Genomic DNA, 23,989 nt, shown 5'->3' with positions numbered 1-23,989 from the left:
CGGGCTATTCTCTACTATAGGGAAGGTTGGATACGCGTTACTCACCCGTGCGCCGGTCGCCATCAATCAAAGCAAGCTTCGATCATGCTGCCCCTCGACTTGCATGTGTTAAGCCTGTAGCTAGCGTTCATCCTGAGCCAGGATCAAACTCTTCATTGTATAAAATATCTTTGATATTTTCTACGAGTCTTCGTCGTCGCTCGGAAATTGAAAGTGAACTTTCATTTCTCTCGCTCCTAGAAGCCTTGTAAATTTAATCATTATCTGTTTCAGAACGACTATCCAAGATTTCTATTCCTATTAAAAGAAATTGAAACGGTTTGTTTCTTGTTACCCAAGAGTATTTCTGCTCTCGCTTCTTGTACTACTTCTGTCTATGTAAATCTTTCAAAGAACTCTTTCTTAGTGTGCTTGTCAGGTGGTGTTCCTGATTTGCGGGTGCAAAGGTACGGCTTTTTTTGGAACTACCAAAACTTTTCGAGAGAAATTTTCATTTTCCATGCATTTTTTTGGCTACTCTTGACAAATATCAATCTGAAAAATATTGTCACATTATTATATATTATATAGAGAGAATCAGAACCAGGCAAAAACCGTGAGTTAATTCAAATCATCAATCGAGCCGGCTCAAATCATCAATCGAGTTAACTCACGTGATTTTCGCACCCGATTCCACAAGAACTGAAACACAGGCTATATACTACGTTAATTTCTGATAAAACGATGGTAGTTGACAAAAAAATGATTACCTTTGCACCTTACTTATATAGGAAACAATTAAAAAGTATGTCGACGATATTACATATTGAAACCAGTACGGACGTATGCTCCGTTGCTGTTTCGGAGGACTCACACGTCATCTTTCAGCAAGAAGATCACAGCGGTCCGAATCATGCAGAAAGTTTAGGTTCTATGGTTGACGAGGCACTCTCGTTTACCGATAATCACGCCATTCCCTTTGATGCCGTGGCTGTAAGCTGTGGTCCGGGCTCCTACACAGGACTGCGCATCGGCGTGTCAATGGCAAAGGGAGTATGCTACGGCAGGAATCTGAAACTGATTGCCGTCCCTACGTTGGAATTGCTCTGTGTACCTGTGCTATTAAGAGAGATTCCCGAAGAGGATGCCCTACTCTGTCCGATGCTTGATGCTCGTCGCATGGAAGTATATGCCGGCATCTATGACAGAGCACTAAAACCCATTCGTGAGATTGGTGCCGATGTAGTGACCGCAGAGACCTACAAAGAATACCTGGATGAACACCCTGTGTACTTCTTCGGCAATGGCGCCAAGAAATGCATGGAGACCATCAATCACCCGAATGCCCATCTGATTGAGGGCATCGAGCCACTGGCCAAGTGGATGCAGCCACTGGCAGAGAAACGACTGCTGAACAATCAGACTGAAGATGTGGCCTATTTTGTGCCGTATTATCTGAAGGACTTTGTGGCGAAGCTTCCAAAGAAGCTACTATAATGAATAACGAATAGTGAATAATGAAGAGTTTATGGATATAAAAGGATTAGATTACAACACACAGCGAGAGAAGCTGGTGATGTCGGAATACGGGCGCGAGATTCAGAAGATGGTTGAGATTGCCTGCGAATTGCCGACAAAAGAAGAACGCCTGCAATGTGCATATACCATCATCAAACTGATGGAGACTAAAAACCCACAACTGAAGGAAAACGAAGACTTTGAGCAGACACTCTGGAATCATCTGTATCTGATGAGTCACAGAGAGCTCGAGATTGACTGGCCTTTCGATATCAGCGAGGCCGATAAAATTCTATCGAAGCCCCAGCCCATGAAACTGCCTCAGGATGGCGTGAGACTGCGCCACTATGGCCGACTGGTCGAGGAGCTCTTTCTGAAGTTAAAGACGATGCCTGATAGCGAGGAGCGTAATGCCCTGATAAGATACACCGCTAATCAGATGAAACGCGATTTGGCACTATGGGGTCACGGCTCTATGGATGATGAGCGTGTGGCCGATGATCTGGCACGTTATACCGACGGTGCCGTCCAGATAGACCTGGGCGCCTTTAGATTCGAAAAGGTAACAGCACCTGAAGACAAGAAAAATAAGAAAAAGAAATAACCGATATGGCATCATTTATCATCGAAGGCGGCCATCTTCTGAAAGGAACCATCACGCCGCAGGGTGCCAAGAACGAAGCCTTGCAGGTTATCTGCGCCTCTTTGTTGACAGAGGAAGAGGTGATTATCCGTAACATCCCGAACATTCGCGATGTAAACAACCTCATCCAGCTGCTGCGTGATATTGGTGTAAAGGTTTCAAAGAAAGAGGAAAATACCTACGCATTCCACGCCGACGAGCTGAACCTTGATTATCTGGAGAGCGATGAGTTTGTACAGAAATGTGCTGCTCTGAGAGGGAGCGTCATGATGATTGGTCCACTGTTGGCCCGCATGGGCAAAGCCATCATCACCAAACCTGGTGGTGACAAGATCGGGCGCCGTCGTCTGGACACCCACTTCTTAGGATTCGAGAAACTTGGAGCTTCCTTCAACCGCATAGAAGGTCGCGACGTGTACGAGATTTCGGCCAAGAAGCTGAAAGGCACATACATGCTACTCGACGAGGCCTCAGTGACTGGTACGGCCAATATCATTATGGCTGCCGTATTTGCCAAAGGCACCACCACCATCTATAACGCCGCCTGCGAACCCTACCTGCAGCAGCTCTGCAAGATGCTGAACAGCATGGGTGCCCACATCAGTGGCATTGCTTCGAACCTACTGACGATTGAAGGCGTGGACCGTCTGCATGGCACCGATCATCTGATTCTGCCCGACATGATTGAGGTAGGATCATTCATCGGTATGGCAGCAATGTGTGGCGATGGCATCCGCATCAAGAATGTCAGCGTAAAGAACCTCGGCATCATTCCCGATGCCTTCCGTCGTTTGGGCGTCAAGCTCAAAGTTGAAGGCGACGACCTTTGGGTGCCCCGTCAGAAGCACTATGAGATACAATCGTTTATGGATGGTACCATCATGACACTGGCCGATGCCCCCTGGCCAGGACTGACTCCCGACCTGCTATCAGTACTCATCGTAGTAGCTACGCAGGCACGTGGTTCGGTACTGTTCCACCAGAAGATGTTCGAAAGTCGCCTGTTCTTTGTCGACAAGCTGATCGACATGGGAGCACAAATCATCCTCTGCGATCCTCACCGTGCGGTAGTCGTTGGTCACGACCGCAAGATTACCCTACGTGGCGGACGCATGTCGAGTCCCGACATCCGTGCTGGTATCGCCCTGCTGATTGCCGCTATGAGTGCCAATGGCACCAGCCGCATCGACAATATTGAACAGATAGACCGTGGCTACGAGAACATCGAAGCCCGTCTGAATGCCCTCGGCGCAAAAATCACAAGAGCATGATACGTCAGGAAGAAGTATATAAGATAGGTAAGTTAGGCAAGGCACACGGCGTGAAAGGAGAGATCAGCTTTCTCTTCGACGATGACGTGTTCGATCGTACTGACGCCGACTATCTGATTCTCGACATGGATGGCATCCTTGTACCTTTCTTTATAGAAGAGTACCGTTTCAAGACCGATGACAATGCGCTGATGAAGTTCGAAGGCATTGACACACAGGAACGAGCCAGAGAGTTGACGGGCTGTGAGGTCTTTTTTCCCCGCGAAATGGCAGAGGACGATGAGGAGCAACTGTCATGGGCTGCCATCGTGGGATTTGAGTTGGTTGATGCCAACACCAACAAGGTTGCTGGTCGCATAGCCTCGATTGACGACACGACCATGAACATCCTCTTCGAGTTGGAAGACGGAAAACTGATTCCCGCATCGGAAGAACTGATTACGGATGTAGATACAAAGAAACAACAAATAAAAGTAAAACTGCCGGAAGGCATTTTAGAGTTATGAAGAGACAAATAGCCATTCTCGGCTCTACGGGGTCGATAGGAACGCAGGCACTCGAGGTCATCGAAGAACATGCAGACCTGTATGAGGTGTACTGCCTGACTGCTAACAATAAGGTAGAACTGTTGGCCGAGCAGGCTCACAAGTTCAAGCCCGCAGCCATCGTCATAGCCAATGAGGCACGTTACGATGAGCTGAAGTCGCTGATGAGCGACATGCCCGATGTGAAGGTTTATGCCGGAGCTCAAGCTCTGAACGAGATTGTAGAAGCCGGCCCCATCCATATGGTACTCACCGCAATGGTAGGTTTCGCCGGCCTGAACCCCACCATTCACGCTATCAAAGCCGGCAAGACTATCTGCCTGGCCAACAAGGAGACATTAGTGGTGGCAGGCGAACTGATTCTGCAGTTGGCTCAGCAGTACCACACCCCCATCCTGCCTGTCGACAGCGAGCACTCTGCCATCTTCCAGAGTCTGGTTGGTGAGGATCAGAATCCGATAGAAAAGATTCTGCTGACAGCGTCAGGCGGTCCATTCCGCTTGAAGTCGATGGAAGAGATAGCCCACGTGACCAAGGCCGACGCCCTGCGCCATCCCACATGGGACATGGGAGCCAAAATCACCATCGATTCTGCATCGATGATGAACAAAGGTTTCGAGGTTATCGAGGCTAAGTGGCTCTTTGGTGTGGATGCCAAACAGATTCAGGTATTGGTTCACCCGCAGAGTATCGTCCACTCGGCCGTTCAGTTCCAGGATGGTAGCGTAAAAGCTCAGTTAGGTGTGCCCGATATGCGTCTGCCCATCCAGTATGCCTTCTCGTTTCCACAGCGTTTGCACCTGAGTGGTGAGCGTCTCGACCTGTTTAAGGCTCAGCACCTGGAGTTCTTCGAGCCCGACTTGGAGAAGTTCCGTTGCCTGGCACTCGCTTTCGAGGCGATCGACAAGGGAGGTAACATGCCATGTATCGTGAATGCAGCCAATGAGATTGTGAACCGCGGATTCTTAGAGGACAAGTGCGGTTTCCTGCAGATGGGCGACATCATTGCCGAGACCATGCAGCGTGCCACCTTCGACAAGAACCCCAGCTACGAGACCTACATCGCTACCGATGCCGAGGCTCGTCGCATCGCTACAGAATTAATGAACAAGTAATCAACAATGGATATTTTTTTAATTAGACTTTTGCAATTCATGCTGGCCATTGGCCTGCTGGTGCTGCTCCATGAGGGTGGCCACTTCTTCTTTGCCAAGCTCTTTGGCATCCGCGTAGAGAAGTTTTATCTATTCTTCGATCCCAGCATCTGGAAATGGGACGGCAGTCTGTTTAAGTTCAAGCCAAAGAACAGCGATACCCAGTATGGTGTGGGCTGGTTACCATTAGGCGGATACTGTAAGATTGCCGGAATGATCGACGAGAGTTTTGATACCAAACAGATGAAACAGCCCGAGCAGCCTTGGGAATTCCGTTCGAAACCCGCTTGGCAGCGCCTGTTGGTGATGATTGGCGGCGTATTGGTCAACTTCCTGCTGGCCCTGTTCATCTACTCCATGATCCTGTTCTACTGGGGTGACACCTATATCCCCACCAAGAACATGACACTTGGTATGAAGTTCAACACCGAGGCCAAGCAGTACGGATTCCTGGATGGCGATATCTTGGTAGGTACTGAGAAAGGCGAGTTCAAGGACTTCTCTGCCGACATGTACCGCGACCTGAGCGAAGCCACTCGTGCCGACATCATCCGCAATGGCAAGGCTATGAGCATCAGCCTGCCAGGCGACATCAACCTGTTAGGTATGCTGAAGGCAGAGCCATCATTTGTACGTCCGTTGATTCCTGCAGTAGTTGACAGCGTGATGAACGATTCACCTGCCGCAAAGATGGGCCTGCAGAAAGGCGACAAACTTGTTGCGATTAACGGCAAACCCGTTGATAGCTACAATGAGTTTACCGACCAGCTCGGTGTGCTCGAAGATATGATGACCGCCGCCAAGACACAGGCCGACAGTATGAAGATCCGTACTGCCACCATCGTTTTCGAGCGTGAAGGTCTCCTGATGGACAGCATCGATAATCAGACCGCCAAGACAGCCATGATTCGCGACACCGCTACCATCACGCTGACACCCGACCTCAAGCTCGGATTCTTTGTGCAGACCATTGCAGGCATCTACAAGCCCGTCACAAAAGAATACGGATTCTTTGAGAGCTTCCCCGCAGGCATTGCCTACGGTTTGAACGTACTGAAGGGCTATGTTGGCGACATGAAATATGTGTTCACAGCCGACGGAGCCAAGTCGATAGGTGGTTTCGGCGCCATTGGAAGTCTGTTCCCACCGGTATGGGATTGGTATCTGTTCTGGAAGATGACCGCTTTCCTCTCCATCATCCTGGCCTTCATGAACATTCTGCCCATCCCCGCCTTGGACGGAGGACATGTATTGTTCCTCATCTATGAGATGATTACCCGTCGCAAGCCCTCTGAGACATTCATGGTTCGCGCTGAATATGTTGGCTTCGGACTACTCATCCTATTGATGGTCTTTGCCAACCTCAACGATATTCTACGCTGGTTAGGTTATATGTAATTAAATAGCAATGCGTCAGGTACTGTTTTCTATCCTCTTGATGGCCAGTTGCCCCATGAGTTGGTCGGCAACAAACCATTCTGACATCATCCAGAAGTTAGAGAACAGTCTTGAGCATAAAGACGACTATGTCAAAGCCAAGGAGACGCGTATTGATGGCATCCGACAACAATTAGAGGATGCCAACAATACGCTCTCACTTTATCATATCTATCATCAGTTATATGATGAGTACAAGTCGTATAAATACGATTCGGCACACATCTATGCACAAAAAAGCTTAGAGACTGCTATTGGCCTCAAGAAAAAGGATTATATCATTGAGGCAAAATGTGCCGTCGTATTCTGTCTCTCATCGGCAGGCTTATATAAGGAAGCTTTCGAAACACTCGAGAGTATTGATATCAAGGGGGCTTCGACCGACTATCGCAAGAAGTTTTTCTGGATGGCAAGTCGCCTGAACTATGATATGGCCGACTATAACCACTCCATGCCCTATCAGAAAAAATATGTAACGCAAGGAGGCATATACACCGACTCATTGCTGAGATATCTCACACCTCAATCGTCCGACTGGCTTTATGCCGTAGCCATGAGACAGATGAAGGAGTACCACTATGAGCAAAGTATCGGGACCTTTAAGACACTACAGAAAGATTCCCTCCTCGATCCCCATATCAAAGCCATTGTGACATCCTGTCTGGGGTGGATCAGTATCTCACAGAAAGAACGCGAAGCAGCTAAAGACTATCTGGCGCAAGCCGCTATCTACGATAACGAGACTGCCACCAAAGAGACCACAGCTCTTTGCGTATTGGCCGAGATGCTTTACGAAGACGGAGATATTGAACGCGCCACCCGTTTCGTTCAGGAGTCGATGAACGATGCCAACTTCTACGATGCCCGCCAGAGAAAGATCCAGATAGGTAATATCCTACCGATTATTGAGCAAGACAGATACAACATCATCAAAAATGAGCGAAATGCCATCACAACAGCACTCATCGTAGCGCTGCTGGCTGTTGTATGTTTGCTTATTGCCACCTACATCATCTGGAAACAGATCAAGAAACTAAAAGAAGCCCGTAAGACTATCGTTGAAAGGAATACGGCACTCCAACAGACCAATGCCCAGCTCTCAGAAGCTAATGCCATCAAGAACGAATATATTGGCAAAACCTTCTATATCAATGCCCAATATATTAATAAGGTGGAGAAACTATATAAGACCTTAGACCGTAAGATTGTCACCCGCCAATATGAAAACCTACAGACATCGCTGAAGGAATCAGAGTTGATGGCTGATCGCAAGAACATGTTCAATGGTTTCGATGAGACCTTCCTTAAACTGTTCCCTCATTTTGTAACTGAATATAACAAACTCTTCGATGAGAAAGACCAGAAGATGCCCGACAACGACAAATCACTTACTACCGAGATGCGCATCTTTGCACTAATGCGACTGGGTATCACCGACAGTGATAGCATTGCCAGTTTCCTTGACTACTCCGTTCATACCATCAACACCTATAAAACCCGCGTTAAAAACAAATCCATCGTGGATAATGAGGAGTTTGAGCAACGAATCATGGCCATTTAACCCCATATTCCTTTAATACAATTCTCAGATTGCAAAAATATTAAGTAACTCATTTTCAGTTACTTAAACTTTTAGTACCCCTAATTTTCTTAATACAATCCATAATATTTAATCCCTTCAGTTCTCATTTGTCGTAATTTTGCACCGACAATTTTTAACTAAGTTCATTCACTCTAAAAACTTAAAAGAAATGAGAACAGAAAAAAGATTAATCAGGGCTTTCGCCTTAACAGTAGCAACGCTACCGATGCTGGTGTTGTCGTCATGCAGCACCACGGAAGACGGCTCCTTTGTAGACCCCATCAAGCTCACGGAGAAGATTGGTGGAAACTGGATGCTCAACTCCATCACGCAAGTAGATGAGACAAGCGGCAACGAGATGACGCTGACAAATCTGCTTGGTTTCGACACCTTCTGTATCAACCTATCAGAGGGCGGACAGTTTTCTATATCAGGAAATGCGCCCAAACTGATTCCCACCACAGGTACATGGGAGTTAGACAACAATTATGTAAAATCAACAGGCGAGGCAACCCAGTTATTACTGAAAGGCAGTGAAGGGGATGTGAAGTTGACGGTTACCAGCACACCTGGTGCTACACCTGAACTGGGCTTCCAGCTTTCACGCACCTCAGAAGGCAAAGCATTCCTATCTTATAAATACTCATTATCACCCGTAGAATAAAATAAAAAGCCATTATGAAAAAGAATTGCATCAAAAACATCATACTATTGACAGCCTTTCTGCTTGTATCAATGGCAGGAGCTGCACAGACAATAGACCACGGTGGTCCTCAGAGAATGTGGACTGTACCAGCAGTCTTCTCGGTCGACGAAGAAGTAACCTTCTATTTCGACATGAACGATGCCGGTTTCAGAGAAGGAATCGACCTTTATCTCTGGTGTTGGAACCCCTCAGAGCCCGATGCCGGTAACTGGGAGAACTCATCCGACTTTGCCAAACTGACCTATCAGGGTGACAATATCTATACGATGACAATGGTACCCACAAAATACTTCTCAAGCGGCGCATCAAGCATGAGTGAACAGGAGGTGTACGACTATTGCCAAACTGCCGACTGGCCAGGTTTCTGGTGCCGACTGAAAACAAAGGACGGAAGCGAAGAAAGCGATGTTTTCCAGGCCCCTGACTCTCGTTCAGAGTGGACCGACTTTGCGGAATCAGGCCAAGACGTCAAATTCTATAGCGGCATCAAGGCGCAGGGTTTCAAAGAACTCTTCACCTTGAATGATCCATTGACGGTAGTATTCAATGGCGACCTGTTTACCATCGGCGGACGTACCATGAACGAGGTGGCCCAGGATGCCGATTTCATCCAGTTCGGAACTCATGCAGGCCTTAACGACTGGGAAGTTCAGCAACAGCTGAACACCTGGCGCCCCAAGTGCCTGGAGAAGGTAAAAGTGAAGCAGTTGACCAATGGTTATTGGGTATGGAATATCGGTGTACCTGGCGATTATTTTGCCACCAACCCTGGTGATGGCGATGAGATTATCTCCACCATTCTGGCCGATGCCGACACCCGTTCTGCTTATGAGCTGGAGAATATCTGCTACCTCGTAGTCAAGGTTCAGCCCAATGGTGAAGGAAATCCTGACTGGGGACCCAATAGCGGCGACAAGAGCCAGAAGGCAGGTGCTGCTGTTCCCTATCCCGATCCTGTTTTCGGAATCTTCCCCACCAAATTCACGCCGAAAGACATCATCACGCTGACACGCCAGTATAATGAGCGTAATGCTGGCGAATTGAAATATATCGTCAAGGCAGGCAGCAAAACACTGACTGGTGAGATTCCAGGTGTTCGCGACAAACGAACAGTAACCCTGAACCTGACTGATGAGCTGAGTGGCACAACCGCTTCAGAAATCGAAATTGAGATACAAAAAGAAGACGGAACACCTGTAGAAAAGAGAACCATACAAGTTCCCACAGAGGATTAATCGCAAAAAAAGAGAATCATATGAAACGATATCTGTTTATGATAGTGACAGCCTTATTGATGGTCTGCCACAGTGCACAAGCACAGAATATAACGGCTAACGGAAAAGTCGTTGACAACAATCAAGAGCCCCTCATTGGTGCCACCATCAGAGTGGTCGGGCAGTCAGCAGCTGGTGTCATCACCAATGCAGAAGGTCAGTTCTCCATCAACTGCGCTAAGAGCAGCACTCTCGAAATCTCGTATGTGGGCTATCTCAGTCAGCAAGTCAAGGCAGCATCTAACATGCAGATCGTTCTGCAGGAGGATGCCAAAGTGCTTGATGAGACCATCGTCGTTGGTATCGGTTATGGTACCATGCGCAAAAGCGACCTGACAGGATCAATCGCATCTGTCAGCGCCAAGGACATGAAGCAAGGCGTCATCACCTCAACAGAGCAGCTGCTGCAAGGAAAGGTGGCAGGTCTGAGCATCGTACAGTCGTCAGGTGCACCTGAGGCTGGTGCCAGCATCCGTCTGCGTGGCGGCACCTCGCTCTCTGCCTCCAACGGTCCACTGGTTGTCATCGATGGTATCGCCGGTGCTGACATCAACTCTGTCCAGCCTACAGAGATTGTATCGATGGATATCCTGAAGGACGCCTCAGCCGCTGCCATCTACGGTAGCCGTGGTGCCAATGGTGTCATTATCGTTACCACCAACCGTCAAGGCGGCGATGTTGAACAGAGCTCTATCCAGTACAACGGCTATGTAGCTTTTGCTCAGGCCGCTTCCAAGCTCGATCTGCTCTCAGCCAATCAATGGCGTAGTTATGTCCGTAACAACAACGTACTCAATGCCAACGATTTTGGTGCCGACGTGGATTATCAGGACGAGCTGCTCCGTACGGCTATCTCTCATTCGCATAACCTCTCTTTCAGCAACTCAAAGAAGCAGAGCGGCTATCGCGCATCTGTCACTTACAACAACAACCAAGGCGTCATCGAGCGCAGTAACATGAACCGCCTGGCAGGCTCGCTGACAGCCTATCAGATTGGCTGGCAGGGACGTCTGCGCCTGGACGAGGGCATCAATGCCAACTTCGACAGCTGGCACCCCATCGACACACGTATCTTTGAGCGTATGACCAATGTCAACCCCACCTTCCCTGTCAATAATCCTGACGGTTCGTTTGCACAGTTGGCTGGTCTGAACACCGAGAATCCTGTAGAACTGAACAGCAATCGTAATGACGACCAGAAGCGTCATCGTTTCCTCGCCTATCTCAAAGCTGAGCTCGACATCATCGATGGCTTGAAGTACACCATTAATGGTTCGTACGAGCAGAACTCAACCAAGGGAGGTATCTACAAGCCCACCTATGCCCGCCTGGAAGGTCAGAGCATGAGCGGCTGGGGACAGCGCACCTATGCCGACTATACCAACAAGCAGTTGGAAACCTATCTCACCTACGACAAGTTGTTTGCTGACATCCACCATCTCAACCTGATGGCAGGTTATTCCTATCTGAATAACATCTACGAAGGATTCGGTTCTACTCGTTCCGGATTCGATACCGATGCCTTCCTGTATAACAATCTGGCTGCAGGTACTGATTACAAGCAGGGCGATGTTTACAGCTATAAAGGCGAGGCAACTCTGATCTCATTCTTCGGACGCGTGAACTATACCCTCGACAACAGATACATGCTGACAGCCACTCTGCGCCGTGACGGTAGCTCACGATTCGGCGACAACCACAAGTGGGGCACCTTCCCATCTGTTTCATTAGCATGGCGCATCAGCAACGAGCACTTCATGGAGAGTACCAAGTCATGGCTCGACAATCTGAAACTACGTGCAGGCTTTGGTATCACTGGTAACCAGGATGGCATCGGCGAGTATAAGTCGCTGGCCACTATCGGCATTGCCGGTATCACCAAGAATGCGGCTACAGGCTTGTGGAAAAACACCTACGCCCAGAACCAGAACCCCAACCCCGACTTGAAGTGGGAGGAGACTGCCCAGTGGAATATCGGTATCGACTTCGCCATGTTCAACAAACTGCATGGTAGTCTGGAGCTGTATTACAAGAAGACCAGCGACCTGCTGTGGACCTACCCTGTTCCCCAGCCACCATACCCTTACGGCACTATGCTTGCCAACGTTGGCGACATGGAGAACAAAGGTTTCGAGCTGACCCTTGGCTATAATGTCATCCGCACTAAGGACTGGACGGTCGATGTCAACGCATCAGCATCATACAACAAGCAGGAGATCACCAAGCTCTCTAACGACCAGTACGAGGCAGTAGGACTGCAGGCCGGTTCACTCCATGGCTTGAGCGGCATGTCGAACATGTATGCCCAGACCATTCGTGAAGGCTACCCTGCAGGCGCTTTCTGGGGCCCCAAGTGCTTAGGCATCGATGACGATGGTCACTATATCCTGAACACAGATGCCGATGGCAATCCTATCAATGAATATCTGGGATCGGCTCAGCCCAAGTGGAATGTCGGCTTGGCCATCAATGTGACCTATCGCGATCTCGACCTGTCAGTTGCCGGCTATGGCATGTTCGGTCAGAAGATTCTCAATGCCACCCGCATGGTACTGTTCGATCCCAACCGTTTCCCCTCACAGAACGTGCTCGACGACTGCATGACCAGTGGTATTACAGAGGCACCCAAGTACTCCGACTACTTTATCGAGAACGGTTCTTTCTTCCGCTTGCAGAGCATCACCCTCGGCTACACACTGCCCAATCCTAAGGCATTAGGACTCAGCCGTCTGCGCTTCTATGTCACTGGCGAGAATCTGTTCTGCCTGACAGGCTACAAGGGGCTTGACCCTGAAGTACAGATTCCAGACAATGTACTCAACGACCCAGGTATCGACAAGTTTAATTCTTATCCTCGTCCACGTACCGTCTCTGTTGGTGTGAACGTAAGCTTCTAACATGAAACAAATAAAGATTCAAAACAATTATGAAAGCAAGATATATTATTTCTGCACTTTGTGCTTCGGCTTTTGCACTGAGCGCATGTACAAACCTTGATGAGCATCTGTACGACAAACTGACGATTGATGATTTCAAGGGTGATAAGAGTTCTATTCTGGCCGAGTCGTTTGTCAACAGTGCCTATGCCACCCTGCGCGGCTATGGCTCTGGTACCGACGAGGGCAATGGCATCAACTGCTACCCTACCTGCGAATACGTATTCTTCACTGCCGAGTGCGCCAGCGACGAGGCATGTATCCCCACCCGTGGTTCCGACTGGTACGACGGTGGCCGCTACCAGGAACTGCAGTTCCACACCTGGACACCCGATAATGATGGTGTCACCTCTATCTGGCGCTACAACTTCGTAGGCATCTCTAAGATCAACGCCGTATTGAGTCAGGTCGATCAGACTGAGATTCCTGCAGCCGCCAAGAAATCGGCCGAGGCCGAACTCAGAGGTCTGCGCGCCTACTATTATTATAATCTGCTCGACAACTTCGGCAATGTGCCCATCATGAAGGACTTCAACACCAGCGAACTGCCCAGGAACGCCTCACGCCAGGAGGTATTCAACTTTGTTGAAAGCGAGTTGAAGGAGGTGCTGCCCTCGTTGCCGACAGACATCATCTACGGCCGTTTCACCCAGAATGTTGCCAACACACTACTGGCCCGTCTGTATCTCAATGCCGAGGTCTATACAGGCCAGGCCCGTTGGCAGGACTGTCTGAACGCCTGCGAGAAGGTGCAGGGCTATACCCTCGAAGGTACCTACAAGGCCAACTTCTATATCGAGAACGAGAAGTCGAAGGAAATTATCTTTGCCATCCAGTACGACCACGCACAAGGCACTGTAGGCAACTATCTGGCCTCTATGTCGTACCACTACAACCAGAAGTATGCTTTCTCGCCTGATGGCAACTGGCAGTGGAGCGGCAATGGTATCTGTGGTCAGCCTGGTCTCTACTCATCGTTCGAGGAGGGTGATGTGCGTCGCAACTGCTTGATGATCGGTCAGCAGAAGAGCGCCAAGGATGGCAGCAATGTGCTGATGGAGAATGGCGAACCCCTGAACTATACCGAGGATATCGAGAACTTCACCAATGCCAAGCAGAACGAAGGCGTACGTCTCGACAAATATGAGTGGAGCGTGAACGACCAGTGGGAGCGCGATAACGACTGGGTGCTGATGCGCTATGCCGAGATCCTGATGATGCAGGCTGAGTGCTACTTCCGTCTGGGCGACACACAGACCGCTCTGAGCTACATCAACAGAGTGCGCGCCCGTGCCAACGTCGAGGGACTCACCAGTCTGACACTTGATGCCATCGACAACGAGTGGAAGCATGAGTTCGTTTTCGAGGGTCTGCGCCGCAACGTGAACATCCGCTTCGGCACCTTCTTCAAGTCGTGGTGGAACAAGGAGGAAGACCCTGCCGACCATCACACAGGCCTCTTCCCCATCCCCCGTGTAGAAATGGAAAAGAACCCCAATCTGGTTCAGAACCCCGGTTATTAATATGAGAAAGAACATGTTTTTATATACCATACTACTCTCCGCATGCAGCCTCTGGGCGGCATGTGGGGGCAGTGGTAGCAGCGACGAGCCCGTTACACCGCCCACGCCGCCAGTCATCGTGGATGAGGAACCTGGCGCTCCTGTCCAGCCAGCAAAGTCCGTCTCCATGAAGCTCTATGCCCACTACATGCCTTGGTTTGTAAAGCCTACAGCCGCTGGTGTATGGAACCACTGGACAATGAGTGCCAACGCCTTGAAGAGCGACAAGAGCAATCTGGCGAGTCATTACGAGCCGCTGACAGGTGCCTACGCCTCCGATGATGAGGCCATACTCGACTACCAGTGCCTGCTAATGAAATACGCCGGACTGGATGGTGTCATCATCGACTATATGGGCGAATCGGGCAAGAACGATTTCGGCACCATTGCCGCCAACACCAAGAAGATGGTCAGCGCCATCACCAAGGCCGGCATGGAGTTCGCCCTCTGCTACGACGAGCAGACAGCCCTTGCCACAGGTGTATTCCCTCAGGCCGACGATGCCAAGGACCAAGGCCGAACCGACATGCGGTTTATCAAGAGTAACTATATGAATAAGGATAGTTATGCCAAGCACAACAACAAGCCCGTGCTGCTGATGTTCGGTCCTGCCCGCATGACAGGTGCTGCCAACTGGGAGTATATCACCAATCCACTGGGCGATGCTGAAGTAGTGGTACTCAACGGTCACACCAGCAATTACGGCAACCCTGCAGGTGAGTTCCTGTGGGTCAATCCCACACCCGACTACAGTAAGTTTCAGGGGTGGGCCATCGGTGGTGCCATGCCCGGGTTCTGGGATGTCTATAAGCAGTTCGGCCAGGGCAACGGCTATACCACCTACGACAGGGAGAACGGTGCCCTGTTCAAACGTCAGTTAGAGGCAGCAAAGAGTGCAGGTCTCAACTGGTTGCAGGTGAGCACCTGGAACGACTATGGCGAGGGTACCACCATCGAACCAACCACACAATACAAATATCAATACCTCACCCTGCTTCAAACGTTCTCAGGCGTCGACTGTACGGAAGCCCATCTGGCGCTCATCCAGCGATGGTATCAAGTCCGCAAGTCGAAGCCGAACGATGCTCAGGTAGCCAAGGCCTACGCATTCTTGGCAGCCATGCAACCTGCGAAAGCTGAGGAGATCATCAAAACACTCGAATGATTATGAAGAAAACCATCTTATTACTCATCACCATCCTCTCGTTGTCAGCTGCGGCCAAATCGGTCGAAACAGTCAGTTCGCCTGATGGCAGGCTCACGCTTTCAGCAGGCGTAAGGCAGGGACAAGCCTTTTACCAACTGTCGCGTGGCAGCGAGCCGGTCATCAATACCTCTAACCTTGGTTTCCAACTAAGTCAAGGGCTGTTCAGCAACAACTTCCGTATCGTTGGTTTCCAACGAGACACGAAGGACGAGACATGGGAGCAGCCATGGGGCGAGGAGCGCTTTGTGCGCAACCACTACAACGAACTGCGTATGCGCCTGCAGGAGAAGAACGGACTGAAACGCCTGCTCAATGTGGTGTTCCGTGTGTTCGACGATGGCATCGGCTTCCGCTACGAGTTCCCCCAACAGTCTCATCTCAAACAGTTTGAGATTATGGACGAGCTCACTGAGTTCAACCTGCCTTGGGATGCACAAATGTGGTCGCAACCCACCAATGGCACCGTGTACTACGAGGCGCTGTACACCAAGGAGCCCGTCAGCCGCAAGGATACCGTCTCGACTCCAGTCACCATCGAGGCTAAGCCCGACCTCTACTTAGCCATCCACGAGGCCAACCTCACCGACTATGCCAGTCTGAACCTGACACCACGTGACACCAAGCTACTCACGGCACTCACCCCCTGGCAGTCGGGCGTCAAGGTCTATGCCCAAGCCCCCTTTGTGTCGCCTTGGCGCACCATTATCGTGGGGGCAAAGCCTGGCGACCTCATCGCCTCGCGCCTCATTCTAAACCTGAACGAGCCCTGTCGTATCGACACCTCGTGGCTCGAAACAGGCCGTTATATCGGCATCTGGTGGGGCATGCACATGAACGACTACACATGGGCGCAAGGCCCCAAGCACGGAGCCACCACGGAGATGACACGCCGTTATATCGACTTTGCAGCCCAGCATGGCTTCAAGGGTGTACTGGTAGAAGGCTGGAACGAAGGTTGGGATGGCGACTGGACGCGCATAGGCAACCACTTCAAGTTCACTAATCCCTATCCTGATTACGATCTGGAGGGCCTCTGTCGCTATGCTGCCTCGAAAGGCGTGCGCCTCATCGCCCACAACGAGACGGGTGGTTCGGCCACCAACTATGAGCAACAACTCGACGCAGCTTTCGCCCTCTACCAGCGCCTGGGTATCAATAGTGTGAAGACCGGTTATGTCAACATGATGCTCGATGGCAAAGAGACGCAGCACTCGCAGTACGGCATCCGTCACTACCGTAAAGTCATTGAGACGGCAGCCAAGTACCATCTCATGGTGGTGAACCACGAGGGCGCCATGCCCACCGGTCTGCGCCGCACCTATCCCAATCTGGTGGCCACCGAGGATATGCGCGGTCAGGAGTACAATGCCTGGAGCCAGGATGGTGGCAATCCGCCCTACCACGAAGTGCTGTTGCCCTTCACACGTGGCTTGGCAGGTCCGATGGACTACACACCTGGCATTTTCAACTTCACCAACAAGGCTGTGCCAGCCACCCACCCGCAATCCACGCTGGCCAAGCAGCTGTCGCTCTATGTGTTGCTATATACCCCGTGGCAGATGGCAGCCGACGAGATAGAGAACTACGAGCACCAGCCCGCCTTGAGCTTCATCGAGTCGTGTCCCACCAACTGGGCCGTATCGAAGGTCATCGATGCTCAGATAGGGCGTTATCTGGTGATGGCACGTAAGGACCGTGACAGTGAGCGCTGGTTTGTAGGCGGTGCCACCGATAACGAAGCACGCACCCTGACCATCCCTCTGGATTTCCTCGATGCCAACACCACCTATCGCGCTATCATCTATCAGGATGGTCCTGGTGCCGACTACCGCACCAATCCCTATCCCATGACCATTCTGCAACAGGACGTCAGCTCCATTACTTCGCTCCATATCAACTTAGCCCCCAGCGGCGGTTTTGCCATAACACTATCACCCCTTTAGTATGATACTATCCCCCCTTTAGTATGATACTATCATCCCTTTAGTATCATACTATCGCGGGGATAGTCTTAGGGTATAGGGGGAGTGATGGATGCTCGATTCGGGTGGAGGAATTAATTTGAAGTCTTTTTCGAAGTATCAACAGAGGGATCAAGGAGCAAATTATCGGTACTACGTTTTGTATTCCGGTACTCAAGTTCACCAGTTTGTTTATTGGCTTTAACCCCTGCATGGCGCAAAATGGCCGAAAGAGTATCAAAGCCTTTCTTGGAATCCGCAAAATTAACGAGCGTACTGACATAAATATGGCCGTGCTTAACGAAGACAGGCAAAGTGGCAGTACACTCGGTTTCTGAGCGTAGCAAGGCAGCTGTTTTGAGTTCCTCTGGTCGCAGGTTCCAGCTACGCCAATCTGTCTTGCAGGCATTCAACAGCACCTCACCCTCATCTACAAAGCTTCCCTTCATGGTGTACTCAGCCGCATCGGTCTGCTGGACCTCACAGAAATAGAAATCGCTATTCTGCAGTCCACTCAACCACGAGCGGTTTTCGGGCAGAAACGACGATCGTCTCAAACTGTCGAAGGCAAGCGTTAGTGTGCGGCCGTTCTGCGTCGACAGCAATGGCTGATAACTCTTTACCGTCTCGGGGGTGATTCCCCAAAGCCAGACATCAGCAGCTTGAGATATCTGCTTAACAACAGCGGCTGGCATGGGCTTACTGGCATCAATAATTACCAATGACTTAGCAGCCTTCTGGGCATAAACCACTCCTTGTGCATCGAGCAACTGCTTAAGCGAGCTATCGACACTGCCTACATAATAGACCGCACGGGGAGTTATCGGCATATCCGACTGAGGATGCATATAGGCCAGCGTATCCACATCGGCATAAGCCGACCAGGCACTCTGCGGGTGAGCATTGGCTGCCCGCAACGCAGCATAGAGCGGCCACGGCTTATAAAGCGGCAGATGTGGATCGTAGCCAGGATTGAGCGTAGTGCAATAAGGTCCGATTCGCTCTGGTTGCACGCCTGGCAGTCCTTCGACATAAGGACCGAAAAACACGCCATCGGTCATCGTTGGTGCCTTGGTGACATCACGCTTGCCAAGCGGCAACGGCTGTAGAGCATACCACACCATATTGAATACGGTACTATAGGCGGCTCCCATCACACGCATATTCTTTATCAGATGATAGCACTCATTGGCCAATCCCTCCATACGTCCTTCGGCACTTTCGTAAGCCCGCTGACCATTGCGTTTAGCCACTTGCTCAGGCGTACCATAATAGCACATGCCTGTTTCGCCGATGCCCCATGGTTTGCCAATCTGCTGCCAGTGATGCATGGCCAGGTCGTCGCCATAATGCCCCACGGTAACGGGCAACATGCCATCACCATCATCCTCGCCATCAGACGATATCCACGGGCGAGTGGGATCGGCTGTTCGAACGATATCGCGCCAAACGCCCCACTCCTCTTTCTGGCGGGGCAACAGGTCGGGGCGCTTAAAGACATAGAGTATGACAGGTTTGTTCTCATTAGAGATGCTCCAACCGAATACACTGGGATAGTTACGATCGCGCTCAACCAAACGGCGCAGATGCTGACGAGAGTGTGCGAAGAACAACTCAGAATCGAGTTTCGGACCGCCATCGCTGGCCCAGTTAGCCGTCTCGTCGAGCACACAGATACCCATTTCATCGGCCATCTCCATATACAGACGGGGATATACCTGCGCATGCAGACGGACGGCATTGCCATTCATACCCTTAATCGCCTGGTACCACGCCCAGGCGTAGCGACGCGTCAACTGTGGGATGCCCATGAAATGCCAAGAGTCGCTTTTCAAAGAATAAGGCCGGCCATTCAGGCATAACTGCATACCATCAAATGTCCACTCACGCCAACCAAACCGCAGATATTTTATATCAAGCAGTTGTTTTCCTTGTTTCATTGTGAGTAAAAGCGCATATAAATTGGGCTGTTCCGGTGTCCAGGACCGCAGCGTTCCATCATCCACAGGTATCTGAATTGTCTGAGTTGTTTGACTGTTGGCATCGACGACAGCCACTGACGCACATGTCAACGTTTCTTGTCCAAGACTCCAATTGGGAACAGGGGCATTATCCACATCAGTCCCAGTATGGTTCAGCCATTCACGCACCTGTCCGGACAGTTCTATCTTCGCACGCTTTGAGGTATGATTCTCCAGAGTTACCTCCAACTCCAACAGCCCTTTTGAGAGGAGCGGTTTGGCAAAGATATCTTTCACTAGCACCTTGGGGGTAGCCACCAGATATACATCCTGCCAGATGCCATTGATGACATTGCCCCACATCGAACCTGCAGGAATGATACGTCGTCCGACAGTCGATTCATCCTCAAACAACCACTGGCTACGTACCCCAACAAGGATCTCTGCCTGCTGCCCAGGCTCAACAATGTCAGTCACATCAAGCTCGAATGGCAAGAACAAATCAAAATTCCTTCCTACCTCCTTACCATTTACCAACACAACCGTTTCTCCAGCAACAGCCTCGAAATGTAGTGTAATCTGTTTAGACTGCCAGTTGGATGGCACCTCTACCACTTTACGCATCCATGCCATCTTTACCTGATTCCACGTTGATGGATAGGAAGGGTAATTACGATGGTCAGGTCCTTCCAAATCGCTATAGGCGAAATCATTGATGTTCCATGGAGAGGGTATCTTGATCCTTGTGGTCTCCCAGGCATTCTGCTGTGGCATGGGCAAAGCCGGTGCTTCGCCTTTACCATGTACGAACTCCGCTGGCAGGTCAACAGGTTGGAAATCCCAGTAGCCATTCAAACAGATGTCGTCCCTATAAGGTTTCTCATACCTGTTCACCCACCCTTCAGTAGGTGCAAAGGTGTGATGATAAACCAGTTTCTGTGTTTTTGCCGGCAGCGCAAATAGCAGCACTGCTGATAACAGTTTCAGATATTTCATTTCGAATGATGCCTATTACTTAATCCGTTTTGTTTCTCTTTTTCCTTGAACAACAGTTGCTATTGTACCATCGTCATGATAGAAGAGGCGATCGGCACAAATACTGCGCAGATTACCCTGATGGGACAGTGTGCAACAATGATAGAACGCATACCATTGCCCTTTGAACTCTACCACAGAGCCATGAGAAGTATCACAGTCTGTGGGTTCCAAATACACCCCTTTATACTCCCATGGCCCAAGGGGTGAGTGACTCATGCAATAACGTAAACGGTTTCTCTGTACACCATTCTCCACATAGTTATCAGCATAAGTAAGGTAATACCAGCCATTGTATTTATGTACATAAGGTGCTTCATGAAAATCGACTATCCCCTTCATTGGACTCATCTCCCCATCCAGTTCCACCATATTATCCTTCAACTTTCCCCCATAGCAATCCGGTCCCGTTCCACCGCCGTTATAGATATAGGCCTGGCCGTTGTCATCAACGAACACACAAGGATCAATGGCAGAAGGCGCCCCCTTGATATAGCCCACGACCTTAAACCCGCTGGCAGGTTTGTCACTAACAGCCACGCCAATCTTCCAGCTATGAAAGGTCTCGGTTTCGCTGGGGTGTGGAAAATAGAAATAGTATTTCCCATTCTTATAGGCACAGTCGGGTGCCCACATCCATCCTCCCTCCTTACGTCCCCAAGGCACCTGGCTTTGACGCAATATCTCACCATGGTCAATCCAATGTACCATATCATCTGTTGAGAACACATGATAAGCATCCATCAGATCACATCCGCGCGCAGGGTAGATATCATGTGAGGCATAAACATATAAGCGGCCATCAGCCCAGACATGAGCTGACGGGTCAGCCGTATAGATATGCGTGATGAAGGGATTAGCAGCCATCTGACGGCATGCCACTTGTTTTCCCGACATATCAACAGTTGTGCGCCTGCCATCATATGTAACCATCTGACTACCGGTCATGGCACGCCCATCGGCTAAAGGCTGTTCCGGAGTTACCACCACAACACGGAAGGTGCGCTGCTGTATCATACCCGGATACGCCCCGTTACGTTCACCTATCGTGAGCTGTTGTGCCTGGTCGTCCCAATGGAAACGGATCTCGGAAGACTGACTCTGCTCATAGCCATAGCCGTCGAAGGCATCTTCATAGAGTGTAAAATCACCATCAGCCCCGGGATAGACTCTGATCTCCATATCATCCCACTTCTTCTCGGTGGCATACTGCACATCTGGTCCCCACGGCATGATGGAGCCAGCTTTGACATAAAGCGGGATGACGTGATAAGGCGCCTGTTTATACAGCCATTGTCCACCTTTCAATGTCTCACCTGTCCAAAAGTCCACCCAATCATTTCCTGAGGGGAGATAGACCTGACGGCCATCTGCCTTATCAGATAGCATGGGTGCAACGAGGAAGTTCTGTCCGAACAGGTATTCGTCAATGATCTCTGCAGCCTGGCTATCATGCGGGAAGTAAAGAGGCAAGGCACCCATTAACAACTCGCCTTTCGTGTTTAGCTGATGCACCTGGGAATAAAGCCAAGGCAGAAGGCGATAACGCAACCGGATGTATCGTAGGATATTATCATAGGTACCCTCGGCATCGCCTTCGGTACCATAGTTCCAGATCTCACGTGGTGTGTTCGTGCCATGAAAACGTAGCATAGGCGTAAAGGTGGAGAACTGCGTCCAACGGGCAAAAAGCCGGCGATAAGCAGGATTCCGACAGCCGCCCTCGTAATCGCGCACCCAGAAGCCACCTGTATCGCTGTTCCACAAGGGCAGACCGCTGATAGATGCACTCAAAGCCGCAGGAATCTGACGGGCCAACGTCTGCCAGTTGGCATCGATATCGCCACTCCACACAAATGCACCCGTACGCTGCATGCCTAAGAAACCGGAGCGGGTGAGGATGCTGACACGCTTATCGGCCAGCAAAGGCTCCTGACGATGACGGTTATAGACACCCAGAACGGTGGCCAAGGGAAAAGCATTACGTAGCGAGCGCCATGTGCGACCAGCACCTGTCACAAAGTCGAGATCGGCCTCGGTACCAGAATAATCGGGTTCGGTTGAATCGAGCCAGAGGGCATCGACCCCATGACGCAGCAATCCCTCGAACATGTGATGCCAGTAATAGTTACGCGCATCGCTGTCGAAGGCATCGTATACACGCGACTCGACATCGTTGGGGAACGATTTGCCAGGCAAAAGCTTACCCAACGACTGCAGATGCTGGTATTGCTCGGTGGCTGGTCCATAATCAGGCCAGACAGATACTAATAGCTTGGCATGGAGCGCATGCACAGAGTCAATCATCTGCCGATAGTCGGCAAAGGCCGGATTCAGGAAACGCTGAGCATTCCAATGCATATTATCGCCCCAGTACTGCCAATCTTGCACCATGCAATCGACAGGTACACGCAGACTACGCAGACGTTTTAATGCTCCCAGCAGTTCCTGACTGCTGGTATAACGCTCCCTGCTTTGCCACACACCTAAGTTCCAAAGTGCAGGCATGGGAATATGACTGGTCAGGCCGAAAACGGCACGCTGAGCCGAAACAGCATCGCTGCCCACAAGCACATAATAATCGATAGCACGGCCTGTAGATGTAAAAGAAGTGCCCTTGGCATCATCGTCGAAATCAGTGGGCGAATAGTTGTCCCAATAGAGTGCATAGCCCTTTGAAGACAGGAACATGGGGATACATATCTTCATATTCTCGTTGACCAGACGAATATGCTGACCACGCTGGTTCAGACGACCATTCTGTAGCTGGCCCAATCCGTAAATACGTTCATTGGGCGCAAGGGTAAAAGACTGACGGACAGTGTACGCATCGAACGGTCCATCCTGACAAGGCGTGAACTGCATAGCCTGTTCGCTGATGAGCAGCTGGCCATCAGGACGGCGCACACTGACCATGCCAGTGCGTTGGTGATAATCGACCACCACCCGACTGGTTGAAAGAATCAGATGCTGCTTGCGCTGTTCTTGTCTGAGCGTAGCAAGAGTTGTGGTCTGTGCTCCGACGACAAGCTTATCCGACTGATAGTTTACATCGTACGATTTAGTGACATGCAACACGCTGTCGTTCAGAAACGACACCTTAATATAAAGTCCCTGATGGAACACTGCTATTCCGTCTCGTTCGCTCTTGATTTTTGCAGATGAGAATCCTACGCACAAGAGTAGAACGAATACCATTATAATATATCTTCTCATGC

General features: G+C 50.3%; 15 protein-coding genes and 1 rRNA gene. 13 read left to right on the top strand and 3 right to left on the bottom strand.

The window, feature by feature from the left end:
* A 16S ribosomal RNA gene (locus tag T491_RS0107810) occupies window positions 1-159 on the bottom strand; the annotation flags it as partial.
* A 627-nt stretch (window positions 160-786) separates the two neighbouring features.
* Here T491_RS0107810 and tsaB point away from each other — a divergent pair.
* The 13 genes from tsaB (at window position 787) to T491_RS0107745 (ending at window position 17,757) form a co-directional block, all read left to right on the top strand.
* Entirely contained in the window at window positions 787-1,476 is a 690-nt protein-coding gene (gene tsaB, locus T491_RS0107805; RefSeq protein ID WP_028903402.1) for a tRNA (adenosine(37)-N6)-threonylcarbamoyltransferase complex dimerization subunit type 1 TsaB, read from the top strand.
* Window positions 1,477-1,507: 31 nt separating this feature from the next.
* On the top strand, window positions 1,508-2,101 hold the full coding sequence (locus T491_RS0107800) for a DUF4290 domain-containing protein (RefSeq protein ID WP_028903401.1): 594 nt from the start codon (window positions 1,508-1,510) through the stop codon (window positions 2,099-2,101).
* A gap of 5 nt (window positions 2,102-2,106) precedes the next feature.
* A complete protein-coding gene (gene murA, locus T491_RS0107795) occupies window positions 2,107-3,411 on the top strand; it encodes a UDP-N-acetylglucosamine 1-carboxyvinyltransferase (protein WP_028903400.1) in 1,305 nt (434 codons plus the stop codon).
* Complete coding sequence (gene rimM, locus T491_RS0107790) at window positions 3,408-3,917, top strand: ribosome maturation factor RimM (protein ID WP_028903399.1); 510 nt, start codon at window positions 3,408-3,410, stop codon at window positions 3,915-3,917. The genes murA and rimM overlap by 4 nt, the downstream gene beginning before the upstream one ends.
* On the top strand, window positions 3,914-5,071 hold the full coding sequence (locus tag T491_RS0107785) for a 1-deoxy-D-xylulose-5-phosphate reductoisomerase (protein WP_028903398.1): 1,158 nt from the start codon (window positions 3,914-3,916) through the stop codon (window positions 5,069-5,071). Before rimM ends, T491_RS0107785 begins: the two co-directional genes overlap by 4 nt.
* A 6-nt stretch (window positions 5,072-5,077) precedes the next feature.
* A complete protein-coding gene (gene rseP, locus T491_RS0107780; RefSeq protein WP_028903397.1) occupies window positions 5,078-6,508 on the top strand; it encodes an RIP metalloprotease RseP in 1,431 nt (476 codons plus the stop codon).
* Window positions 6,509-6,518: 10 nt separating this feature from the next.
* On the top strand, window positions 6,519-8,108 hold the full coding sequence (locus T491_RS0107775) for a DUF6377 domain-containing protein (RefSeq protein ID WP_036915663.1): 1,590 nt from the start codon (window positions 6,519-6,521) through the stop codon (window positions 8,106-8,108).
* Window positions 8,109-8,298: 190 nt separating this feature from the next.
* On the top strand, window positions 8,299-8,793 hold the full coding sequence (locus tag T491_RS0107770; protein WP_028903395.1) for a DUF5004 domain-containing protein: 495 nt from the start codon (window positions 8,299-8,301) through the stop codon (window positions 8,791-8,793).
* A gap of 14 nt (window positions 8,794-8,807) precedes the next feature.
* The gene (locus T491_RS0107765; protein WP_036915660.1) at window positions 8,808-10,070 is read left to right on the top strand and encodes a hypothetical protein; all 1,263 of its coding nucleotides are present in this window, start codon (window positions 8,808-8,810) and stop codon (window positions 10,068-10,070) included.
* Window positions 10,071-10,090: 20 nt separating this feature from the next.
* Window positions 10,091-13,006 (top strand): TonB-dependent receptor, encoded by a 2,916-nt coding sequence (locus T491_RS0107760; RefSeq protein ID WP_028903393.1) that lies wholly within the window; start codon window positions 10,091-10,093, stop codon window positions 13,004-13,006.
* A 29-nt stretch (window positions 13,007-13,035) separates the two neighbouring features.
* The gene (locus tag T491_RS0107755; protein ID WP_028903392.1) at window positions 13,036-14,568 is read left to right on the top strand and encodes a RagB/SusD family nutrient uptake outer membrane protein; all 1,533 of its coding nucleotides are present in this window, start codon (window positions 13,036-13,038) and stop codon (window positions 14,566-14,568) included.
* 1 nt (window position 14,569) lies between these two features.
* Window positions 14,570-15,772 (top strand): hypothetical protein, encoded by a 1,203-nt coding sequence (locus T491_RS0107750; protein WP_036915657.1) that lies wholly within the window; start codon window positions 14,570-14,572, stop codon window positions 15,770-15,772.
* A gap of 2 nt (window positions 15,773-15,774) precedes the next feature.
* The gene (locus T491_RS0107745) at window positions 15,775-17,757 is read left to right on the top strand and encodes a glycoside hydrolase family 97 protein (RefSeq protein WP_028903390.1); all 1,983 of its coding nucleotides are present in this window, start codon (window positions 15,775-15,777) and stop codon (window positions 17,755-17,757) included.
* Between the two features lie 113 nt (window positions 17,758-17,870).
* On the opposite strand, the gene T491_RS16000 is transcribed toward T491_RS0107745, so the two are convergent.
* Both T491_RS16000 and T491_RS15995 read right to left on the bottom strand, forming a co-directional pair.
* A complete protein-coding gene (locus T491_RS16000) occupies window positions 17,871-20,732 on the bottom strand; it encodes a glycoside hydrolase family 2 protein (RefSeq protein WP_051523037.1) in 2,862 nt (953 codons plus the stop codon).
* 15 nt (window positions 20,733-20,747) lie between these two features.
* Entirely contained in the window at window positions 20,748-23,987 is a 3,240-nt protein-coding gene (locus T491_RS15995; RefSeq protein WP_081773297.1) for a TIM-barrel domain-containing protein, read from the bottom strand.
* Window positions 23,988-23,989 lie beyond the last annotated feature (2 nt).

The organism is Prevotella sp. P6B4, from assembly GCF_000619985.1.
Classification (GTDB): Bacteria; Bacteroidota; Bacteroidia; order Bacteroidales; family Bacteroidaceae; genus Prevotella.
Note: the sequence above shows the minus strand (reverse complement) of the source record. Positions and strands in the feature narration are given on the sequence as shown.

Excerpts from the sequence above, each read along its gene's own strand:
- T491_RS16000 (WP_051523037.1), bottom strand. The coding sequence starts at position 20,732 with ATGAAATATCTGAAACTGTTATCAGCAGTGCTGCTATTTGCGCTGCCG.
- T491_RS0107750 (WP_036915657.1), top strand. The coding sequence starts at position 14,570 with ATGAGAAAGAACATGTTTTTATATACCATACTACTCTCCGCATGCAGC.
- tsaB (WP_028903402.1), top strand. The coding sequence starts at position 787 with ATGTCGACGATATTACATATTGAAACCAGTACGGACGTATGCTCCGTT.
- T491_RS0107760 (WP_028903393.1), top strand. The coding sequence starts at position 10,091 with ATGAAACGATATCTGTTTATGATAGTGACAGCCTTATTGATGGTCTGC.
- T491_RS0107770 (WP_028903395.1), top strand. The coding sequence starts at position 8,299 with ATGAGAACAGAAAAAAGATTAATCAGGGCTTTCGCCTTAACAGTAGCA.
- T491_RS0107765 (WP_036915660.1), top strand. The coding sequence starts at position 8,808 with ATGAAAAAGAATTGCATCAAAAACATCATACTATTGACAGCCTTTCTG.
- T491_RS0107775 (WP_036915663.1), top strand. The coding sequence starts at position 6,519 with ATGCGTCAGGTACTGTTTTCTATCCTCTTGATGGCCAGTTGCCCCATG.
- T491_RS0107745 (WP_028903390.1), top strand. The coding sequence starts at position 15,775 with ATGAAGAAAACCATCTTATTACTCATCACCATCCTCTCGTTGTCAGCT.
- T491_RS15995 (WP_081773297.1), bottom strand. The coding sequence starts at position 23,987 with ATGAGAAGATATATTATAATGGTATTCGTTCTACTCTTGTGCGTAGGA.
- T491_RS0107785 (WP_028903398.1), top strand. The coding sequence starts at position 3,914 with ATGAAGAGACAAATAGCCATTCTCGGCTCTACGGGGTCGATAGGAACG.
- T491_RS0107755 (WP_028903392.1), top strand. The coding sequence starts at position 13,036 with ATGAAAGCAAGATATATTATTTCTGCACTTTGTGCTTCGGCTTTTGCA.
- rimM (WP_028903399.1), top strand. The coding sequence starts at position 3,408 with ATGATACGTCAGGAAGAAGTATATAAGATAGGTAAGTTAGGCAAGGCA.
- rseP (WP_028903397.1), top strand. The coding sequence starts at position 5,078 with ATGGATATTTTTTTAATTAGACTTTTGCAATTCATGCTGGCCATTGGC.
- murA (WP_028903400.1), top strand. The coding sequence starts at position 2,107 with ATGGCATCATTTATCATCGAAGGCGGCCATCTTCTGAAAGGAACCATC.
- T491_RS0107800 (WP_028903401.1), top strand. The coding sequence starts at position 1,508 with ATGGATATAAAAGGATTAGATTACAACACACAGCGAGAGAAGCTGGTG.